The sequence below is a fragment of the Acinetobacter sp. YH12068_T genome (assembly GCF_024606005.1).
Taxonomy (GTDB): Bacteria; Pseudomonadota; Gammaproteobacteria; order Pseudomonadales; family Moraxellaceae; genus Acinetobacter; species Acinetobacter amyesii.
Map to the genome: position 1 here is coordinate 757,179 of NZ_CP094555.1, position 16,423 is coordinate 773,601.

Consider the following 16,423-nt stretch of genomic DNA (forward strand, 5'->3'; position numbering starts at 1 on the left):
GCCATGGACTTCACAATGTCATTTTCTGAGCTTATGCCATTAGCTCCTGTGATGATCGTGGCTTTAACTGCGATCGTCGTGATGTTGCTAATTGCAATCAAGCGTAACCACAATTTAGTTGCAACGACTTCCGTTATCGGTCTGAACCTTGCAGCCTTTTATATTATTTTTGTTTTCGTTGCAGGGCAGTATGCACCTGCAAATGTAATGAATTTGTTCATCGTAGATCCATTTACGATGTTGTACCAATTCGTGATTTTGATTGCAGCACTTGCTTGCTGCACATTGTCACATGCGTATATCGAAACCTATAAAGATAACCGTGAAGAACTTTATATCTTGATGCTGTGCTCTGTAACAGGTGCATTGTTAATGGTTGCAAGTTCTCACTATGCGTCATTCTTTATCAGCCTTGAGTTAATGTCGATTCCTGTATACGGCCTATTGGCTTATACACACCAACGTTCACAGTCGCTTGAAGCGGGTGTGAAATATTTGGTGCTTTCAGCAACCGCTTCTGCGATGTTGTTGATGGGTATGGCTTATGTATATGCGTATACAGGTACAATGGCATTCGTTGCTGAACCAGGCAAAATGTTCACAACATTCAGCCAACCGGGTGTAGTCCTTGGTCTTGCACTAATTGTCTTTGCTGTTGCATTTAAATTGTCTCTTGCGCCATTCCACAAATGGACACCAGACGTGTATGCAGGTGCGCCAGCGCCAATCGCGACATTCTTAGCGACTGTGGCTAAAGTGGCAATGATCGGTCTATTCGTTCGTTACTTCTTGGCTTCTGGCTTAATCCTTTCTGACAGCTTCATTACAATCGTGACCATCATTGCAGTATTGTCTATCCTTGCGGGTAACTTACTAGCAGTACGTCAAGTGAACTTGAAACGTATCCTTGCATACTCTTCAATCGCTCACTTTGGTTACTTACTTGTTGCTATTGTCAGTGCACGTAATACTGACTTTGTTCAAGTACAAGGCTTTGCAACATTCAGCAGCGTCAACGTTTATGTGATTACTTATGTATTAACAACGATTGGTGCGTTCGGTGTTGTGACACTGATGTCTAGCCCTTACAACAACAAAGACGAAGCAGGTAGCCTTGCTGAGTACCGTGGTTTGTTCTGGCGTCGTCCAGTGTTGACTGCAACACTGACTGTCATGATGTTATCTCTTGCAGGTATTCCATTAACAGCGGGCTTTATTGGTAAGTTCCTTGTGATCAAAACAGCGGTTGCTGGTGGTTCATGGTTCTTAGCTGCGATGGTGATCCTTGGTTCAGGTATCGGTTTGTACTACTACCTACGTGTGATGATTGTGATGTACATGACTCCACCAGAAAACCCACGTATCGACGCTGTCGATCATTGGGGTCAAAAAGTGGGTGGTATTATGGTGCTTGGCGCAGCTGCACTTGTGTTGTTGATCGGTGTATATCCAGATCCAATCATTGCAGTATCTCAAGTGGCATACTTTGCGATCTCACCTGAATTACAACAGTTCATTTTTAGCTTAATTCAAAGTGGTTTTAACTAATGAATTAAGCAATTAATTTGCTTATTACAAAAAAGCCTCCTGTAAAGGGGGCTTTTTTATTTTTATCATTTGTTAAATAGCTTTATAATGGTTGAAATTTTATCTTAACCTTTTAGGTGTTCTCCCGTGGCTATCCATGAAATCCGTCATCCGCTTATTCGACATAAACTCGGCTTACTTCGTCGTGCAGATATTAGTACTAAAAACTTCCGTGAGCTTGCTCAAGAAGTGACTATGCTTCTGACTTATGAAGCAACGAAAGATTTACCGATGGTCGATCATGAAATTGATGGTTGGAATGGTAAAGTAACTGTAGATCGTATTGCCGGTAAAAAAATAACAGTCGTACCGATTTTACGTGCAGGTATTGGTATGTTGGATGGTTTCTTAAACCTGATTCCAAGTGCGAAAGTATCTGTATTGGGTTTAGAGCGTGATGAAGAAACTTTAGAAGCGCGTACTTACTACAAAAAATTAGTACCAGACGTACAAAACCGTTTAGCGATGATTATTGACCCAATGCTTGCAACAGGTTCATCGCTCGTTGCTGCTATTGACGTTCTAAAAGCCAGTGGTTGTAAAGATATTCGTGTCATGGTGCTTGTTGCCGCTCCAGAAGGCATTAAACGTGTGAATGAAGCTCACCCAGATGTGATCATTTACACAGCATCTGTAGACCAAGGTTTAAATGAAAACGGTTATATCGTTCCAGGTCTTGGCGATGCAGGCGATAAAATTTTCGGTTCAGTTCAAAAAGACTAATTTTTGCATCATGAACAGAAAAGGGGCTTTTATAGCCTCTTTTTTATATACTAAAGACATTGGAATAAATGGAATAGGGTACTTTATGAAGTCCGAACAATATAAAGGTAAAGTGAAGCAGTACAATCCTGAAAAGGGCTTTGGCTTTCTTTCATGTGAAGAAGGTGATGTATTTTTCCATATCTCTGACTTTCCCGCAGATGGTGTCGAGCCAAAACGTAATGATCGTGTGAAATTTAATGTGGTGAAAAATGGTGATCGTTATAAAGCCATAAACATTGAGCGTGAAGAAGACAAATCTGCAAAAGCTAAAAAATCTAAAGTAGTGGCAAATAACCAGTCAATTACTTCAGCTTTGCTTTCGAATTTGCGTAAATAATGTGATTGTAAGATTTCATGGAAATCTTTGAAATTGAAAAAGAGGTCTATAGGGCCTCTTTTTTTATTATCATAAGAGTATTAAAAGAAAAGATGAGAGACAATTTTTATGTTTAAAGAGGGGAAAATCAAAAGCTATAACGTTGAGCGCGGCTTTGGATTTATACAACAAGATCAAGCACAGGATTTATTTTTTCATATTCGTGATTTTCCTAGCCGACACATCGAACCACGTGTTGGAGAAAATCTCAAATACAGGATTGAAGCAGATCAAGGTAAATTTAAAGCGGTAAATATCATCCGTTTAGATTTGAAAAAAGAGCAGTCCACTCATGAACAGATAAATTCGTCATTTGAATCAAGGTCGGATCGAGTGAATGACCAAGCTACTCCTCACGATACAGCCAAAGGCACAGTTTGGGGCAGTAAAATCTTCAGCATGATTGGACTCATTGTAATTGTAGTATTAGCTGTGGCAATCTATGGGAAATATCAGCAGTACCAAGAACAGAAGCAGCTACATTTACAACAGCTCATGCAAGAAAATGAAAACATCGTAAAAGAACAACGTAAAGCTCAGGGGGATTTACCCGATCGGGTGCTGTCTGAGCAAGGTGAAAAAAACCTATACGGCACAGCTTCAACGCAGGCTCAGTCTGTTGTTCAATACGCTGCGCAGGCACCTTCTTCAAGTGATACGCCAAGGGCGGCAGAGAAAGCACAGTTTAGTTGTGATGGGCGTACGCATTGTAGTCAGATGAAATCTTATGAAGAAGCGGTCTATTTTCTTCAACATTGTCCAGGCACAAAAATGGACGGAAACAACGACGGAATACCTTGCGAACGACAATTTAATAAATAAAAAAAAGCGCCATTAGGCGCTTTTTTTTATTTAGACAGATTTTTCACAAAATTGCATAAAGGCTTTGAGACCCGGTCCTTGGTATTTCTGACGATGTACCAACATGAATAATGGACGGGCAAGTTGCCAAAACGGCGTATCTAAAACCACCAATTGACCTTTTTCACGTAAAGGCTCAATTGCCAGTTTAGAAATACATGACATACCAAGACCACCTGCCACGATTTTTAGAATGGCTTCGTTATGACCCAAGGTTAAACGTATATTGGCATCTGGCAGGTCTTTTAAAATTGCGTTGTCAAATACTTCACGTGTGCCTGAACCTTCTTCACGTAAGATCCATTCCACGTTATCAAAGTCAGCTGCAGTGAGTGCACGATCCAACTTCGCTAAAGGGTGCTCTGGTGAACAGCACACGGCAAGTTCATCGTCACGCCAGTGAATACATTGCAACTGTGGCAGATGGCATGAACCTTCAATTAAGGCCAAATCCAACTGAAATTGGTTTACCGCTTCAATCATTTGGCGGGTATTGCCGACTTGAAGTTGTAAATGTGCTTGAGGCTGAATTTGTAAGAAATCTGCCATGAGGTCTGGCATCAAGTAGTCACTGATGGTTAGGGTCGCACCTAAACGCAGATCAATACTTTGTAGTTCGCCTTTGGCTGCTTGTTCAAAAGCTTCGCAGCGCCCTAAAATTTCCAAAGCTTGTGGCAATAAAAAACGACCCAAGTCATTCAATTGCAAGCGTTTACCAAGTCGGTCAAACAGTGGAGCACCGAGACCATCTTCGAGGTCTGCCAATGCCATACTTGCTGCACTTTGAGTAAGTTTGACAGCATCACTGGCTTTGGTAACGGTACCTTCTTGAGCGACTGCTACAAAAACAGCCAACTGGCGTAAAGTCATGCGCATGAATCAGGCCTTAACATTTAAAAAATATTAATAAATTATGCTGTCATGCTAACATGAGCACAGTCTGTCACGCCACGTTCAAATCATGTCAATTGAAAAATTTAGCTTAGAAAAGGTTTTATCTGTACACCGTTGGACCAATACTTTGTTCAGTTTTACCATGACACGCCCTGCACATTTTAAATTCACCGCTGGTCAGTTCGCACGAATTGGTTTGAAAGTGGGCGATGAATTGGTGGTTCGTGCCTATTCTGTGGTGTCGTCACCTTTTGATGAAACTTTAGAATTTTTCTCTATCGTCGTTCCAGATGGTGCGTTTACTTCAAATTTGCAGCATCTACAAGTGGGTGATGAGCTGTATTTAGAAAAAATACCATATGGCTTCCTTACCTTGGCGCGTTATCAGTTGCCATTGCCGAAGGACTTATGGCTGTTGGGGACAGGAACGGGTCTTGCACCGTTTTTATCAATGTTACAAGACTTTGAAACGTGGTCTAAATACGAAAAAATTAATCTAGTCTACAGTGTGCGCACCGTATCAGAACTGGCTTATGTTGAGCGGATAAAAGAAATCGCCGAGAACTTTGGTGAAGGGCATACGGGCTTCAAATTTATTCCTATTGTGACACGTGATCCAAATGCACCGTTGCATGACCGTTTACCAGTTTTAATTGAAAATGGCGAGTTAGAACAGGCGGCAGGCTTAGCGTTTAATGTTGATACGACGCATGTCATGCTGTGTGGTAATCCACAAATGGTTGATGACACCAAGGCGGCCTTAAAAGCGCGTGGTTTGACCATGAACCGTCGTGGTGAAGGCAATATTGCTGTAGAAAATTATTGGTAATCTGCCATGAAAAAAAGCTCATCGATGGATGAGCTTTTTTATTTTCGGAAATTAAATAACTGATGTTATGCATGCAAAAGTAATTTTGCATTTTTAAAATGATTTTTAAGTCAATTCGATGGAGTCTTACATCAAGGGAATGAATAAAGTGATTAGCCTTCGGCTGGAGGTACTCTTACGAAGCACGCTTCTCATTAGGCAAAATGAGAAGCGTGCTTCGCAAGGAAACCATCTTGCGGTGCAATGCACCTCACCGACAAAACTCGTTCACTAGCATCTAATTATCTAAAGTATCGCAAAAACATTTTTGATTAGAAGAAGTCCTATCTCAAAACACTTGCGGATGACGTTACCGCGTATCGTACTTTTATTTGAATCAAATTACGCTTCTGATGTTACTTCGTAACATCAGTTAAATAAACGTTTTGATGTTAATGCAGAATTTTATTTAAGAACTGCTGCGCTCGTTCACCACGAGGGGCATTAAAGAAATCATCTTTACTGCAGTCTTCCACAATTTTTCCTTGATCCATAAAGATCACACGGTCCGCAACCTGACGCGCGAAACCCATCTCATGGGTTACACACATCATGGTCATACCTTCTTTGGCAAGACCCACCATCACATCAAGCACTTCGTTAATCATCTCTGGATCAAGTGCCGAAGTCGGTTCATCAAACAGCATAGCAATCGGGTCCATACTGAGCGCACGTGCAATTGCAACACGTTGTTGTTGTCCACCTGATAACTGTGCAGGGAATTTAGCGGCATGCGCACTCAAACCCACACGATCTAAATAAGCCAAGCCTTTTTTCTTGGCTTCGGCTTCTGATCGGCCCAAGACTTTGACCTGCGCAATGGTCAGGTTTTCGGTAATGGATAAATGTGGAAACAGTTCAAAGTGCTGGAACACCATACCGACACGACTACGCAATTTATTTAAATCGGTTTTTGGGTCATTAATGGAAATTCCGTCGACCAAAATCGTACCGGCTTGAAAAGGCTCAAGTCCATTAACGGTTTTAATGAGCGTCGATTTACCTGAACCTGAAGGTCCACACACGACAACCACTTCACCTTGTTTAATTTGAGTCGTGCAATCGGTAAGCACTTGAAAATCTTTATACCATTTACTGACATTTTGGAGGTCAATCATCGTTTTTTGATCGGTCATACACTTAACCTCCGTTGTAATTTTTTAACTGCATAGGTAGCGATCATACTAATAGTGAAATACACCAAACCGGCAAACAGAATGTATTGAGTTAACAATGACATGAGGTCGCCTCGAACATAGTTGGTGCGGAAAAAGTCTAACAGTCCGATGGCATAAACCATGGTTGAATCTTGGAACAGAATGATGGTTTGCTGTAAGAGTAGTGGCGTCATTTTGCGAAAGGATTGCGGCAAAATAATTAGGCGCATCGCTTGGCTATAGCTCATACCGAGAGCATAAGCTGCAGAAGTTTGACCTTTAGGAATTGATTGAATCCCTGCACGGACAATCTCTGAAAAGTAAGCCGCTTCAAATAGCATGAAGGCCACGATACTCGAAACGAGGGCAGTATCAATCGTTAGATAGTTACCGGTGATCCCTGTGTAGATAAAGGGTACTGCAAAGTAGAACCACATCAGCACCAAGAGCAAAGGAATAGAACGAAAGAGGTTCACATAGCCTTTAGCAAAAATATTAAAAGCCTTAATCGAGGACAGGCGCATCAACGCCAACAATGTCCCAATAAAGACACCACCAATGGTTGCCGTGATCACCACTTTGAGTGTGATGCTGAAACCATGCCATAGCGCAGGGCCAGACGCTTGGAGGTCTTGAATAAAAGAACTGAGCCATTCCATTATTTATCTCCTGCAATTAAGCCAGGAACGCGTAGGCGTTTTTCCAGAAAATTCATGAAACCAATTAAACAGATGTTGATCACGATGAAAATAATGGTGACGTAGGTATAAATTTCGATGGTGTTTTGCGTGTATTCACTGATGGTTTTCATCTGTGAAATGACTTCTGCAACACCGACTAAAGAGGCGACTGAGGTGTTTTTGACACAGTTGGTCAACTCAGAGCTGAGAGGTGGCAAAATCGTGCGGAATGACTGCGGTAAGATCACATAGCGGTAAAGTTGAGCCGTGCTAAATCCCATAGCATAACCTGCATTGGTTTGCCCCAAAGGAAGCGCTTCAATACCTGTCCTGACTTGCTCACAGACCCGTGCAGCTGTAAATAAACCCAAACCGACACTTGCAGAAATTAAGGCGGTCGTGTTTGCCCCAAGGTCATTCATCCACCAGCTTTTAATCGCAGCAGGGAGGAAGTTGGGTACAACATAGAACCATATAAACAGTTGAATCAATAAGGGTACATTTCTGAAAATAGTCACGTAGGCAGTACCTATACCACGTGCTACAGGACTCGGTAGGGTACGCATAATACCCAAGATGCTGCCGAGTACCATCGCAATGCTCCATGCCACCAAAGCGATGACAAACAGCCAGCCGATCCCAATTAAAATCCAATTCAGGTAGGTTGAATCACCTACACCTGTAGATTGGAACAGCACACCCCAATTCCAGCTATAATTCATAGGAACTCCCTATAATGAGCTTAAGCCAAAATCCGTTTGGCTTAAGCATCTTTAGAATGTTTAGGGAAAGTTATTCGTCACGGTCATGTGGATTGTTAATCAATGATTTTAATTGATCAGACATCGGGAAATTCAAATTGATATTTTTTGGTGGAATTGGCGTTTGGAACCATTTTTTATACATGTCATTGATTTCACCAGAGCTATAGGTCGCTTTGATTGCATCATCAACCACTTGTTTAAAACCAGTATCGCCTTTACGCAGCATACAACCATAGATTTCATGAATCGGCGCTGTACCCACGATTTCCCATTTATTTGGATCTTTGGCTTTCGATTTTTCACCCGCCAGCAAAATATCATCCATCATAAATGCCGCTGCACGACCATTTTGTAGCATGAGGAAAGACTCAGCATGGTCTTTGGCAGAAATGACTTCACCAATACCTAATTCTTTTTCATGTTGACGAATATAACGCTCAGATGTCGTTCCTGCCGTGGTGACTAACTTTTTGCCTTTTAGGTCAGCAAAGTCTTTAATCCCAGAGTCTTTTGCTGTAAGTAAGCGTGAACCGACCTCAAAGAAACCTGTTGAGAAATCTACTTGTTGTTGGCGTTCTTTATTGTTTGTGGTTGAACCACACTCTAAGTCGACTGTGCCATTAGAAACCAATGGAATACGGTTTTGGCTGGTCACTAAGTTATAACGGACTTTTAAATCGGGAAGATTTAATTGCTTTTTAACCGCCTCAACTACTTTTAATTGAAGATCGTGTGCATAACCTACAGGTTGGTTTGGATTATCTGCAATATATGAAAATGGAATCGATGAATCGCGATAGCCTAATACAATCGTGCCGGATTTTTTGATCTTATCTAAAGTCCCTGAGTCAGAAACAGCAGCTTCACTTCCTGCAGGTTTATCCGTTGTAGGTGCTTTATTGTCACTACATGCGCTAAGACCTAAAGTGAGCGCACTTGCACAGAACAAAGTTGCTAAATGTTTTTTTGACGTCATCGTTAAAACTCCTTTTACCCTGATTTAATATCCACTTTTTATGATCTTGTTTCTCGTTAGATTTTATTGCTTTGTTTTTAAGAATGTTTCAACAATAAAAAAGAGATCATTTTCTACATCTTAGGTGATATATCGAGCAAGGCTCAAGCAAAATTTATTGCCGAATTGTTACTAAGAAATGGGATAAGTTATGAACATTTTTTATAAGAAGGTTTGCTATAAGCCATTAAATATAAAATAATTTAATTTTATTGTGAAATAAATAATTAAAATAAAAGGGCATAAAAAAACCTCCAAATGGAGGTTTTCGGGATTAAACTTTAGTTTAATCTCCGTATTAATGCACAAACATATCCATAAATTCACGAATTTCTTGAATCGCTGTGTCTACGTCAGCAGTCAACCAAGTCGGTTCAAAAAAGCCAGCATAATGCTCCAGTCGATCTTGGGGGACAACTAAGCGAATCGGACATTCTTCTTCGAGCAAGCGCCAAGGAATAATAGGCACTTCATTATCTAAAAAAGCCGCAATATTTCGAATATCAATCACCATCGCATTGATGCATTCAGGGAATGGCATCACTGAAAACTCTTCAGTACGTCGGCGAAAATATTCCAAATCACCCCATTTCAACACATAACTCGGCTTACTAAATTCAATAATGCCAATAAGATGCTGATCACGAGTGTAATGAAGGGAACATTGATGAGTGACGTCAGTGTCAAGATCAAGCGTTACACCTTGTTGATGGTACGCCATAGATTTGATAACAGGTGAAAAATAAGGTGCATGATTATAGCTCATTTCATTCATCAAAAGCAGATAATTCCACCGGGCTCAAAAAAGCATTTATTTTGTAAGAGGTCATACAATAAAAAATGCTTTAGATTTAAATATTGCACTTAAATCTTTGCCCGATATTTGCGCCCTTATATATTGATTTATATTTGAAAATAACTCATCTAGCTCCAAAGGAAAGTATATTTATTAAACTTATCATTCGAGATTTATCATTCAAGTTACACGTTTTCACTGATTGTAATTGTTCTTCACACAATACAGGATATTGTATTGCTAGTATAAAAATTCAACTATGAACAACAAAATAGCGAGGGGAATATGACACACGATTTTAATAAACCACCCCATACCACCAGTACGGAAGAAACAACACAAAAAAAACGTATCCCTGTGTACATACTGATCTTAGTGGGTATCTTTTTAATCGCATTATTATTTTATATGTTTGCAGATATGAAACCTTCTGCTTCGGATGCACCGCCTGATCATCCTGCACCCAATGCACAAACTGCGACAGCCAATGATACGACTAGCGGTACAGCGGGGGATGAAGCTGTTGCTAATGATTCAAATACTGCAACTGCGACAGATCGTTGATAATAATTGATGATAAACATGAGTCAGAGTTACATGAGTGCAAGATCTGAACCTTAAGTATCTCTTCAGAGTGACACAAATAAAGCCTTGGTTGTCCCAAGGCTTTTTTACATTCAATTGTGAGCTTTTGTTGGAGTTATGCATACTTTGGTTGATTAAAAAATACACAAAAACTAAGGTGGAAAAGAAAGCTTAAGTTCAAAGCACTAATGCTGTGTGATACGCGGCATACGTAAAAATGCACATAACAACAGATCATGTATAACAATGAGGGCGAACGTATGAATGATTATCTGGGTGGTCCGCGTGGCCGTTTTGATGCCATGTATTATTGGGAACAGTTTCACCCCATTTTAAGTGCAGTAGCAATTCTCCTGATAGGTTGGGTCATTGCTTTATTGGTTGCTGCTGGCGTCAAAAAAGTTCTGCAAAAATTAGGTACAAATCAAAAACTTTCAAGTGCAACTGGGCACCGTTCCAATGTTGAAAATATAGTCTCCAGAGTTGTGTTCTGGATTATTTTGATCATTGCCGTCATTGGTGCACTCAATGTGCTGAATTTGACCAGTGTCAGCGGCCCATTCAGTAATATGATTCAGCAGTTCTTGTTATTTATTCCACAGCTTTTGGCTGCGGTAGCTGTAGGTTTTATTGGTTGGATCGTGGCAAGTTTGGTCAAAGTCGGTTCAAAGAAACTGCTGGATAAAACCCAACTCGATGAAAAACTCAGTTCTGAGGTTGGCGTCAGCCCAATCAGTCAAAATATCAGTGAAATAGTGTATTGGCTAATCTTGTTACTTTTCCTACCGATTGTTTTATCGATCTTGGGTTTGAACGGTCTCTTGTTCCCAATCCAAAATATGGTTACTGAAGTTGTTTCTTATCTTCCCAATATCTTTATTGCTGGTGTCATCGTCTTTGTGGGTTATATCTTGGCGAAGATTGTACGAGGCATCGTGGAAGGCTTGGTGAACAGTTTAAGTCTGCAGCAGCAAGTCGAAAAAGTGGGCATGTTTAAAAACGCAAAACTTGCTCAAGTTTTGGGTAATTTTGTCTTTGCTATAGTCATTATCACTGCATTAATTGTGGCTTTCGAAGCACTTGGTATCGAGGCGATTTCTCAGCCTGCAACAGCCATGTTACATGAGATCATGTATGCGATACCGAACATCATTGCCGCAGGTTTAATCTTAATCTTGGCCTATGTGGTGTCACGCTTTGTAGCGCGTCTAGTTGTGGATGTGATCTCGGGTACAGGTGTTGATACTGTGCCAGAAAAATTAGACATTCAACGCTTTTTGGGCAAAACCAAAGTGTCGGATGTTGTCGGTTGCCTCATTGTATTTTTCACCATGTTATTTGCGGTATCTGAAGCTGCTAACCGTTTAGGCTTTGAGCAAATCAGTGCCCTTATTGCTATGTTTATCCAGTTCGGTGCAAGTATTTTACTTGGTGCTGTAATCTTGGTGGTGGGTTTCTGGCTTGCCAATATTGTGGCAAATGTGGTGCAACGAGGGGAATATAACAGTTCACGTTGGTTAGGTAATTTGGTCCGTGTGCTGATTATGGGCTTGGTTGTAGCCATGGGCTTGCGTGCCATGGGTATTGCTGACTCGATCGTGAATTTGGCCTTTGGTTTAACCCTCGGTGCGGTTGCAGTTGCTTTCGCTTTGGCCTTTGGTTTAGGTGGTCGCAATCCGGCGGAACGATTGTTATCAGATCTTATCGATAAAGCGAAACGCGAAGCCAATGAACCGAATCCAGTACAGGAGCAGGCAAAGGCGAAAACCACCTTTAATACGCCTACATCGTCTGCAGCGAGTCCAACACCATCAACATCTGTGATGACTTCTGAAGTGAAAACAGATGATGGCTATCCAAACATTCAGCAAGCTGCTCCGGGCGTCAGTGAAAAAGAAACTGCTACACCAGATCGGTTGGATGTAAACCCAAGTGATCAACCACAAAATAATCCATTTGGATCGACAGGCGAGGCTGAAAAACAGGTCGATGCACCTTCGGCACCTTTAACCCCGCCAAAACCAGATGATCCAAATTAAACTATTCTGTCTTTAAAAAAATCGGCCACGTTTATGTGGTCGATTTTAATGCTTTATAAGGAATATTTGTATGGCAAAAGCACCGAATAAATTTTTAGCCCCAGTGATTATTGCAGGGATCACAGTTGGTTTTTTGGCGAGTGCACGACGCTTTATTTTTGCAAAATCAAAACGCACTGATTTGGAGCAGAAAGAACAATCACCGCTAAACAGTGAAAATAAAGATACCAATCAGTCCAAAAATAATGATTGAAATTTACCCGAAAATTGGTATTTTAAGTAATAGTGATATATGGAATATTACTTAAAATATAAAAACTTAGGATTCATATTGCTGTCATGAATGACACTTATGATCTGTGCAAAGGAATGGCAAAATGGGGGTAATTTCAATGCTCAATACTTTAGTATCGACACTCAAACAAACCGCAAGCGTGCAACCACAACATATTTCAGTTGCCGTTGAAAAAATGGATCTGACAATTCAACGAACTTCGACGTCGTCAGTATCATTATTTAAAACCGACTATCTTGAATAAGTTAGATCGGGCATAAAAAAGGGCTGAATGAATCAGCCCTTTTTTATGCAGAGTTCATCTGTACGTTATGTTTATTTAATTCTAAGTCGAGATCAGACGTATTCAGAAGCCGCATGTGCAGAAGCCCATGCCCATTGGAAGTTGTATCCACCTAAATGCCCCGTTACATCGAGCACTTCACCAATAAAGTACAAGCCTTTCTGTTTTTTACTTTCCATGGTTTTTGATGAGACTTCAGTGGTATCCACACCACCCAATGTAACTTCAGCAGTACGGTAACCTTCAGTGCCTGATGGTTTTACTTCAAAGCTTTCCAGACGGCTTGCAATGAGTTCTAGTTTTTCATCACTGATATTGCCAATGGCTAATTCAGCTTGTTCAGGCCAAATCAGATTTTGTAATTCTATAACTACACTTTTCGGTAAGTGTTCATTGAACAATGTGCGCAGTAACACTTTTGGTTGACTGGATTTTTTAGATTTGAGGAAATCTAAAACATCTAAAGTTGGCAGGAAATTGATATTAAAACGTTGACCGACATCCCAGTAGTTTGAAAGCTGCAATGAGCTTGGGCCACTTAAACCACGGTGAGTAAATAGTAAAGCCTCAGTAAAACTATTTAACTCATTCGATAACGTGGCTTCAACAGCATTGCCACTCAAGCGTGTGGTGACTTCTTTAAAACTATCGGAGAAGGTGAAGGGTACTAGGCCAGCGCGAGTGGGATAGACAGAATGACCAAATTGTTTGGCAATCTCATAGCCAATTCCTGAACCACCTAACGTTGGAATGGACAGACCACCACTGGCAATAACCACCGATTCTGCTTCAAAAAAGCCTAGATTGGTTGCCACTTGAAAGCCTTGTTCAGGTAAGGCATTGACTGCTTTTACTTCACAGTTGGTTTTAATATCCACCAAGCCCGTTTTGTCACATTCTGCCAATAGCATGGCGAGAATTTCTTTTGCACCATTTTGGGTAAATAATTGCCCATGTTTGCGCTCTTCGTACTCAATGCCATATTCGCAGACCATACCAATGAAGTCCCAGTTGGTATAGCGAGTTAATGCCGAAATAACAAAGTGCGGATTATGTGAAATATAATTTTCTGGTTCGACATACAAATTGGTGAAATTGCATTTACCACCGCCAGACATCAGGATCTTTTTGCCAACTTTATTGGCTTTTTCAACCACCAAAACTTTGCGTCCACGCTGCGCCGCTTTATATGCCGTCATTAAGCCTGATGCACCAGCACCTAAAACAAGGACATCATATTGATTTTGCGACATGGTAAGTTTCCGCGTGGAAGAAAGGACGCAGGATTATACGCTTTTTAGTGCTTCGGTTGAACCTTTCAAGCGACCTTGTAGGCCACCAGTATGGATCACTAAAACACGCTGATGGTTTTTAATCTGACCCCGCTCAATCATGCTGAAAATACCTCGCAGCATTTTAGCCGTATAAACCTGTTCTAATGGGATCGCATAGCGTTGTTCAAAGTCCTGCATAAACTGTAATAGTTCCGGCGTTATTTTGGCATAGCCACCACAGCAAAATTCATCACTGATGCTCCAATTGGTTTTCTGTGTCAACTGAGCAACATCGTCGCAAAGAAAATTGCCTTTGAGCGCTGAAAAACCTAGAACGTGTTGATGTTCAGCACTGGCTTCAATCAAGCCCGTTATGGTTCCACCTGTACCGACTGCACAGCAGATGAGATCAAAATTTTGTTGATTTTCATGGCTTAAGATTTCCGTACAGCCACGGATAGCCAATGCATTGGTTCCACCTTCAGGAATGACATAATGTTCGGGATATTGCTGTTGTAATTGCGCTAAAGCGTCAACTTGTTTCATTTCCCGATACTGTTGGCGTGTGACAAAACTGAGCTGCATACCAAACTGTTCGGCGGTGGCTAAAGTAGGATTTCGGGATTGATGTTGTAATTCTTCTCCACGAATGATGCCTAGACTATCGAATCCGAATAAATGTGCAGCATATGCAGTGGCTGCAATGTGATTTGAATAAGCGCCGCCAAAGCTAAGCACCTGTTTAAAGCCTAATTTTTGCGCCTCAATAAAATTATATTTAAGTTTATAAAATTTATTGCCCGATATTTGTGGGTGAACCAAGTCCAAACGCTTAATACACAAATCAACCCCTTGATATTGAATAGTCTGCTCAGGAATGGCATGGGCGATAGATTCAAACATGTTGGTAATCGTTATCTTGGTGGTTAGAGGTCAAATAGGTAGGCATTGTAAAACGGGAGGTGCGGAAGATGAAATCCTTTACATCTTGTTCAGCTCAACTTTACTTAATGCACTTCACTACCAGCATCCGCTAACTAGCAACATCAACGGAGGTGACGACAGACATACCGGGTCTTAAGTTTTCTAAACCTTGTTGATTAGGATCAATCGCAATTTTTACGGCAATGCGTTGCACGACTTTGGTGAAATTTCCTGTGGCATTGTCAGGTTTCAATACACTAAATTCAGAACCAGCCGCAGGGGAGATTTGCTCGACTTTGCCGTAAAATTTTTGATGTTTCATGCCATCGACGCTGAACCACGCTTTTTGACCAATATGCATATCTGCAATTTGCGTTTCTTTAAAGTTGGCAGTCACCCAGCGCTGCTGTGGAATTAAATACATCAGTTGAGAGCCTGCCGCAACATATTGACCAATCCGTGGGCTGACTTCGCCAAGTTGACCATCCATAGGTGCCACAATCGTGCTGTAGTCTTTAGTGGTCACTGCCTGATCAAATTGTGCTTTGGCACTATTCACTTGCGCTTTAAGCCCTGTCGCTGCAACTTGTGCAGTTTTGAATGATTCTTTGGCAACTAGTAAATTGGCTTCTGCTTGATGAAGTTGGGCCAAACTATTTTTAGCGTCTGCAATCGCTTTATCTTGTTCTGATTTCGATGCAGCGCCAGTATTGCCGAGTTGTTGGTAGCGCGTCATTTGTGCAAGAGCTAATTCATAGGCCGCACGTGATTGGTCCACTTTCGCTTCGGCTGCCGTAATATCTGCTCTGCGTTGTTCAATGGCCTGGCTTTGATTGGCAAGTGAGTTCTGTGCTTGTTCCACCCCAGATTCAGCCTGTGTGACTTTTTGATCATAGGTCGTTGCATCGATATGCATAAGCACTTGACCTTTTTTCACATGATCAAAATCCGTCACCAAAACATCTTTCACATAACCATTAATTTGTGATGAAAGCACCGTGGTTTTACCTTTGACATAGCTATTTTCAGTCGACTCGATACTGTCATGAAATGGACCAATCCGCCACGCCCATAAGATCAGCGCAATCCCCAACAAGAGGATGATCAACATAAAAATCAAGGTACGCTGCGGCGTAGAAATAAGCTTGCTCGATGGCGCAGGCATAGCGGTTGCTGTTTGTGGTTGCTGCGGTGCTGCTTGCTCAGTGGGTTTATGGTCTTCAGTCATGTTGTTCTCAATATCAATTAGGTCATTTGGCT

Annotated in this window: 18 protein-coding genes; 9 read left to right on the forward strand and 9 right to left on the reverse strand. The window is 41.2% G+C overall.

What is annotated here, in order from left to right; genetic code table 11:
- Positions 1-3 precede the first annotated feature (3 nt).
- The 4 genes from nuoN (at position 4) to MST18_RS03715 (ending at position 3,550) form a co-directional block, all read left to right on the forward strand.
- Complete coding sequence (gene nuoN / locus MST18_RS03700; RefSeq protein ID WP_078191095.1) at positions 4-1,548, forward strand: NADH-quinone oxidoreductase subunit NuoN; 1,545 nt, start codon at positions 4-6, stop codon at positions 1,546-1,548.
- 126 nt (positions 1,549-1,674) lie between these two features.
- Positions 1,675-2,310 (forward strand): uracil phosphoribosyltransferase, encoded by a 636-nt coding sequence (gene upp / locus MST18_RS03705; RefSeq protein WP_078192289.1) that lies wholly within the window; start codon positions 1,675-1,677, stop codon positions 2,308-2,310.
- An 85-nt stretch (positions 2,311-2,395) separates the two neighbouring features.
- Entirely contained in the window at positions 2,396-2,689 is a 294-nt protein-coding gene (locus tag MST18_RS03710; protein WP_078192288.1) for a cold shock domain-containing protein, read from the forward strand.
- Between the two features lie 108 nt (positions 2,690-2,797).
- A complete protein-coding gene (locus tag MST18_RS03715) occupies positions 2,798-3,550 on the forward strand; it encodes a cold shock domain-containing protein (protein ID WP_078192287.1) in 753 nt (250 codons plus the stop codon).
- Between the two features lie 30 nt (positions 3,551-3,580).
- Here MST18_RS03715 and gigC read toward each other — a convergent pair whose 3' ends face one another.
- Positions 3,581-4,465 carry a LysR family transcriptional regulator GigC gene (gigC, locus tag MST18_RS03720; protein WP_078191091.1) on the reverse strand — a complete coding sequence of 295 codons (885 nt, stop codon included), beginning with the start codon at positions 4,463-4,465 and terminating at the stop codon, positions 3,581-3,583.
- A gap of 85 nt (positions 4,466-4,550) precedes the next feature.
- Here gigC and MST18_RS03725 point away from each other — a divergent pair, with 85 nt between their 5' ends.
- A complete protein-coding gene (locus tag MST18_RS03725; protein ID WP_180101834.1) occupies positions 4,551-5,312 on the forward strand; it encodes a ferredoxin--NADP reductase in 762 nt (253 codons plus the stop codon).
- Between the two features lie 431 nt (positions 5,313-5,743).
- Here MST18_RS03725 and MST18_RS03730 read toward each other — a convergent pair whose 3' ends face one another.
- From MST18_RS03730 to MST18_RS03750, 5 genes are all read right to left on the reverse strand, one after another.
- A complete protein-coding gene (locus MST18_RS03730) occupies positions 5,744-6,487 on the reverse strand; it encodes an amino acid ABC transporter ATP-binding protein (protein ID WP_078191089.1) in 744 nt (247 codons plus the stop codon).
- Positions 6,484-7,167, reverse strand: coding sequence for an ABC transporter permease subunit (locus MST18_RS03735; RefSeq protein WP_078191088.1), 684 nt, complete (start codon positions 7,165-7,167; stop codon positions 6,484-6,486). Before MST18_RS03735 ends, MST18_RS03730 begins: the two co-directional genes overlap by 4 nt.
- Positions 7,167-7,910, reverse strand: a complete 744-nt coding sequence (locus MST18_RS03740; RefSeq protein ID WP_180101833.1) for an amino acid ABC transporter permease — start codon at positions 7,908-7,910, stop codon at positions 7,167-7,169. Before MST18_RS03740 ends, MST18_RS03735 begins: the two co-directional genes overlap by 1 nt.
- 70 nt (positions 7,911-7,980) lie before the next feature.
- Positions 7,981-8,928, reverse strand: a complete 948-nt coding sequence (locus MST18_RS03745; RefSeq protein WP_180101832.1) for a transporter substrate-binding domain-containing protein — start codon at positions 8,926-8,928, stop codon at positions 7,981-7,983.
- A gap of 337 nt (positions 8,929-9,265) precedes the next feature.
- Positions 9,266-9,688: a hypothetical protein gene (locus MST18_RS03750; RefSeq protein ID WP_078192409.1), complete on the reverse strand. Its 423-nt coding sequence runs from the start codon at positions 9,686-9,688 to the stop codon at positions 9,266-9,268.
- Positions 9,689-10,048: 360 nt separating this feature from the next.
- On the opposite strand from MST18_RS03750, the gene MST18_RS03755 reads away from it, so the two are divergent.
- The 4 genes from MST18_RS03755 (at position 10,049) to MST18_RS03770 (ending at position 12,926) form a co-directional block, all read left to right on the forward strand.
- Positions 10,049-10,327, forward strand: a complete 279-nt coding sequence (locus MST18_RS03755) for a hypothetical protein (RefSeq protein WP_111884899.1) — start codon at positions 10,049-10,051, stop codon at positions 10,325-10,327.
- A gap of 281 nt (positions 10,328-10,608) precedes the next feature.
- The gene (locus tag MST18_RS03760; RefSeq protein ID WP_180133530.1) at positions 10,609-12,387 is read left to right on the forward strand and encodes a mechanosensitive ion channel; all 1,779 of its coding nucleotides are present in this window, start codon (positions 10,609-10,611) and stop codon (positions 12,385-12,387) included.
- Positions 12,388-12,457: 70 nt separating this feature from the next.
- Complete coding sequence (locus MST18_RS03765) at positions 12,458-12,640, forward strand: hypothetical protein (RefSeq protein ID WP_180101831.1); 183 nt, start codon at positions 12,458-12,460, stop codon at positions 12,638-12,640.
- 124 nt (positions 12,641-12,764) lie between these two features.
- Positions 12,765-12,926, forward strand: a complete 162-nt coding sequence (locus MST18_RS03770; protein ID WP_162689753.1) for a hypothetical protein — start codon at positions 12,765-12,767, stop codon at positions 12,924-12,926.
- 92 nt (positions 12,927-13,018) lie between these two features.
- On the opposite strand, the gene MST18_RS03775 is transcribed toward MST18_RS03770, so the two are convergent.
- From MST18_RS03775 to MST18_RS03785, 3 genes are all read right to left on the reverse strand, one after another.
- Positions 13,019-14,218, reverse strand: a complete 1,200-nt coding sequence (locus tag MST18_RS03775; RefSeq protein ID WP_180133525.1) for an NAD(P)/FAD-dependent oxidoreductase — start codon at positions 14,216-14,218, stop codon at positions 13,019-13,021.
- 33 nt (positions 14,219-14,251) lie between these two features.
- Positions 14,252-15,142, reverse strand: coding sequence for a 1-aminocyclopropane-1-carboxylate deaminase/D-cysteine desulfhydrase (locus tag MST18_RS03780; RefSeq protein WP_180133524.1), 891 nt, complete (start codon positions 15,140-15,142; stop codon positions 14,252-14,254).
- Positions 15,143-15,272: 130 nt separating this feature from the next.
- On the reverse strand, positions 15,273-16,391 hold the full coding sequence (locus MST18_RS03785; protein ID WP_180101828.1) for an HlyD family secretion protein: 1,119 nt from the start codon (positions 16,389-16,391) through the stop codon (positions 15,273-15,275).
- Positions 16,392-16,423 lie beyond the last annotated feature (32 nt).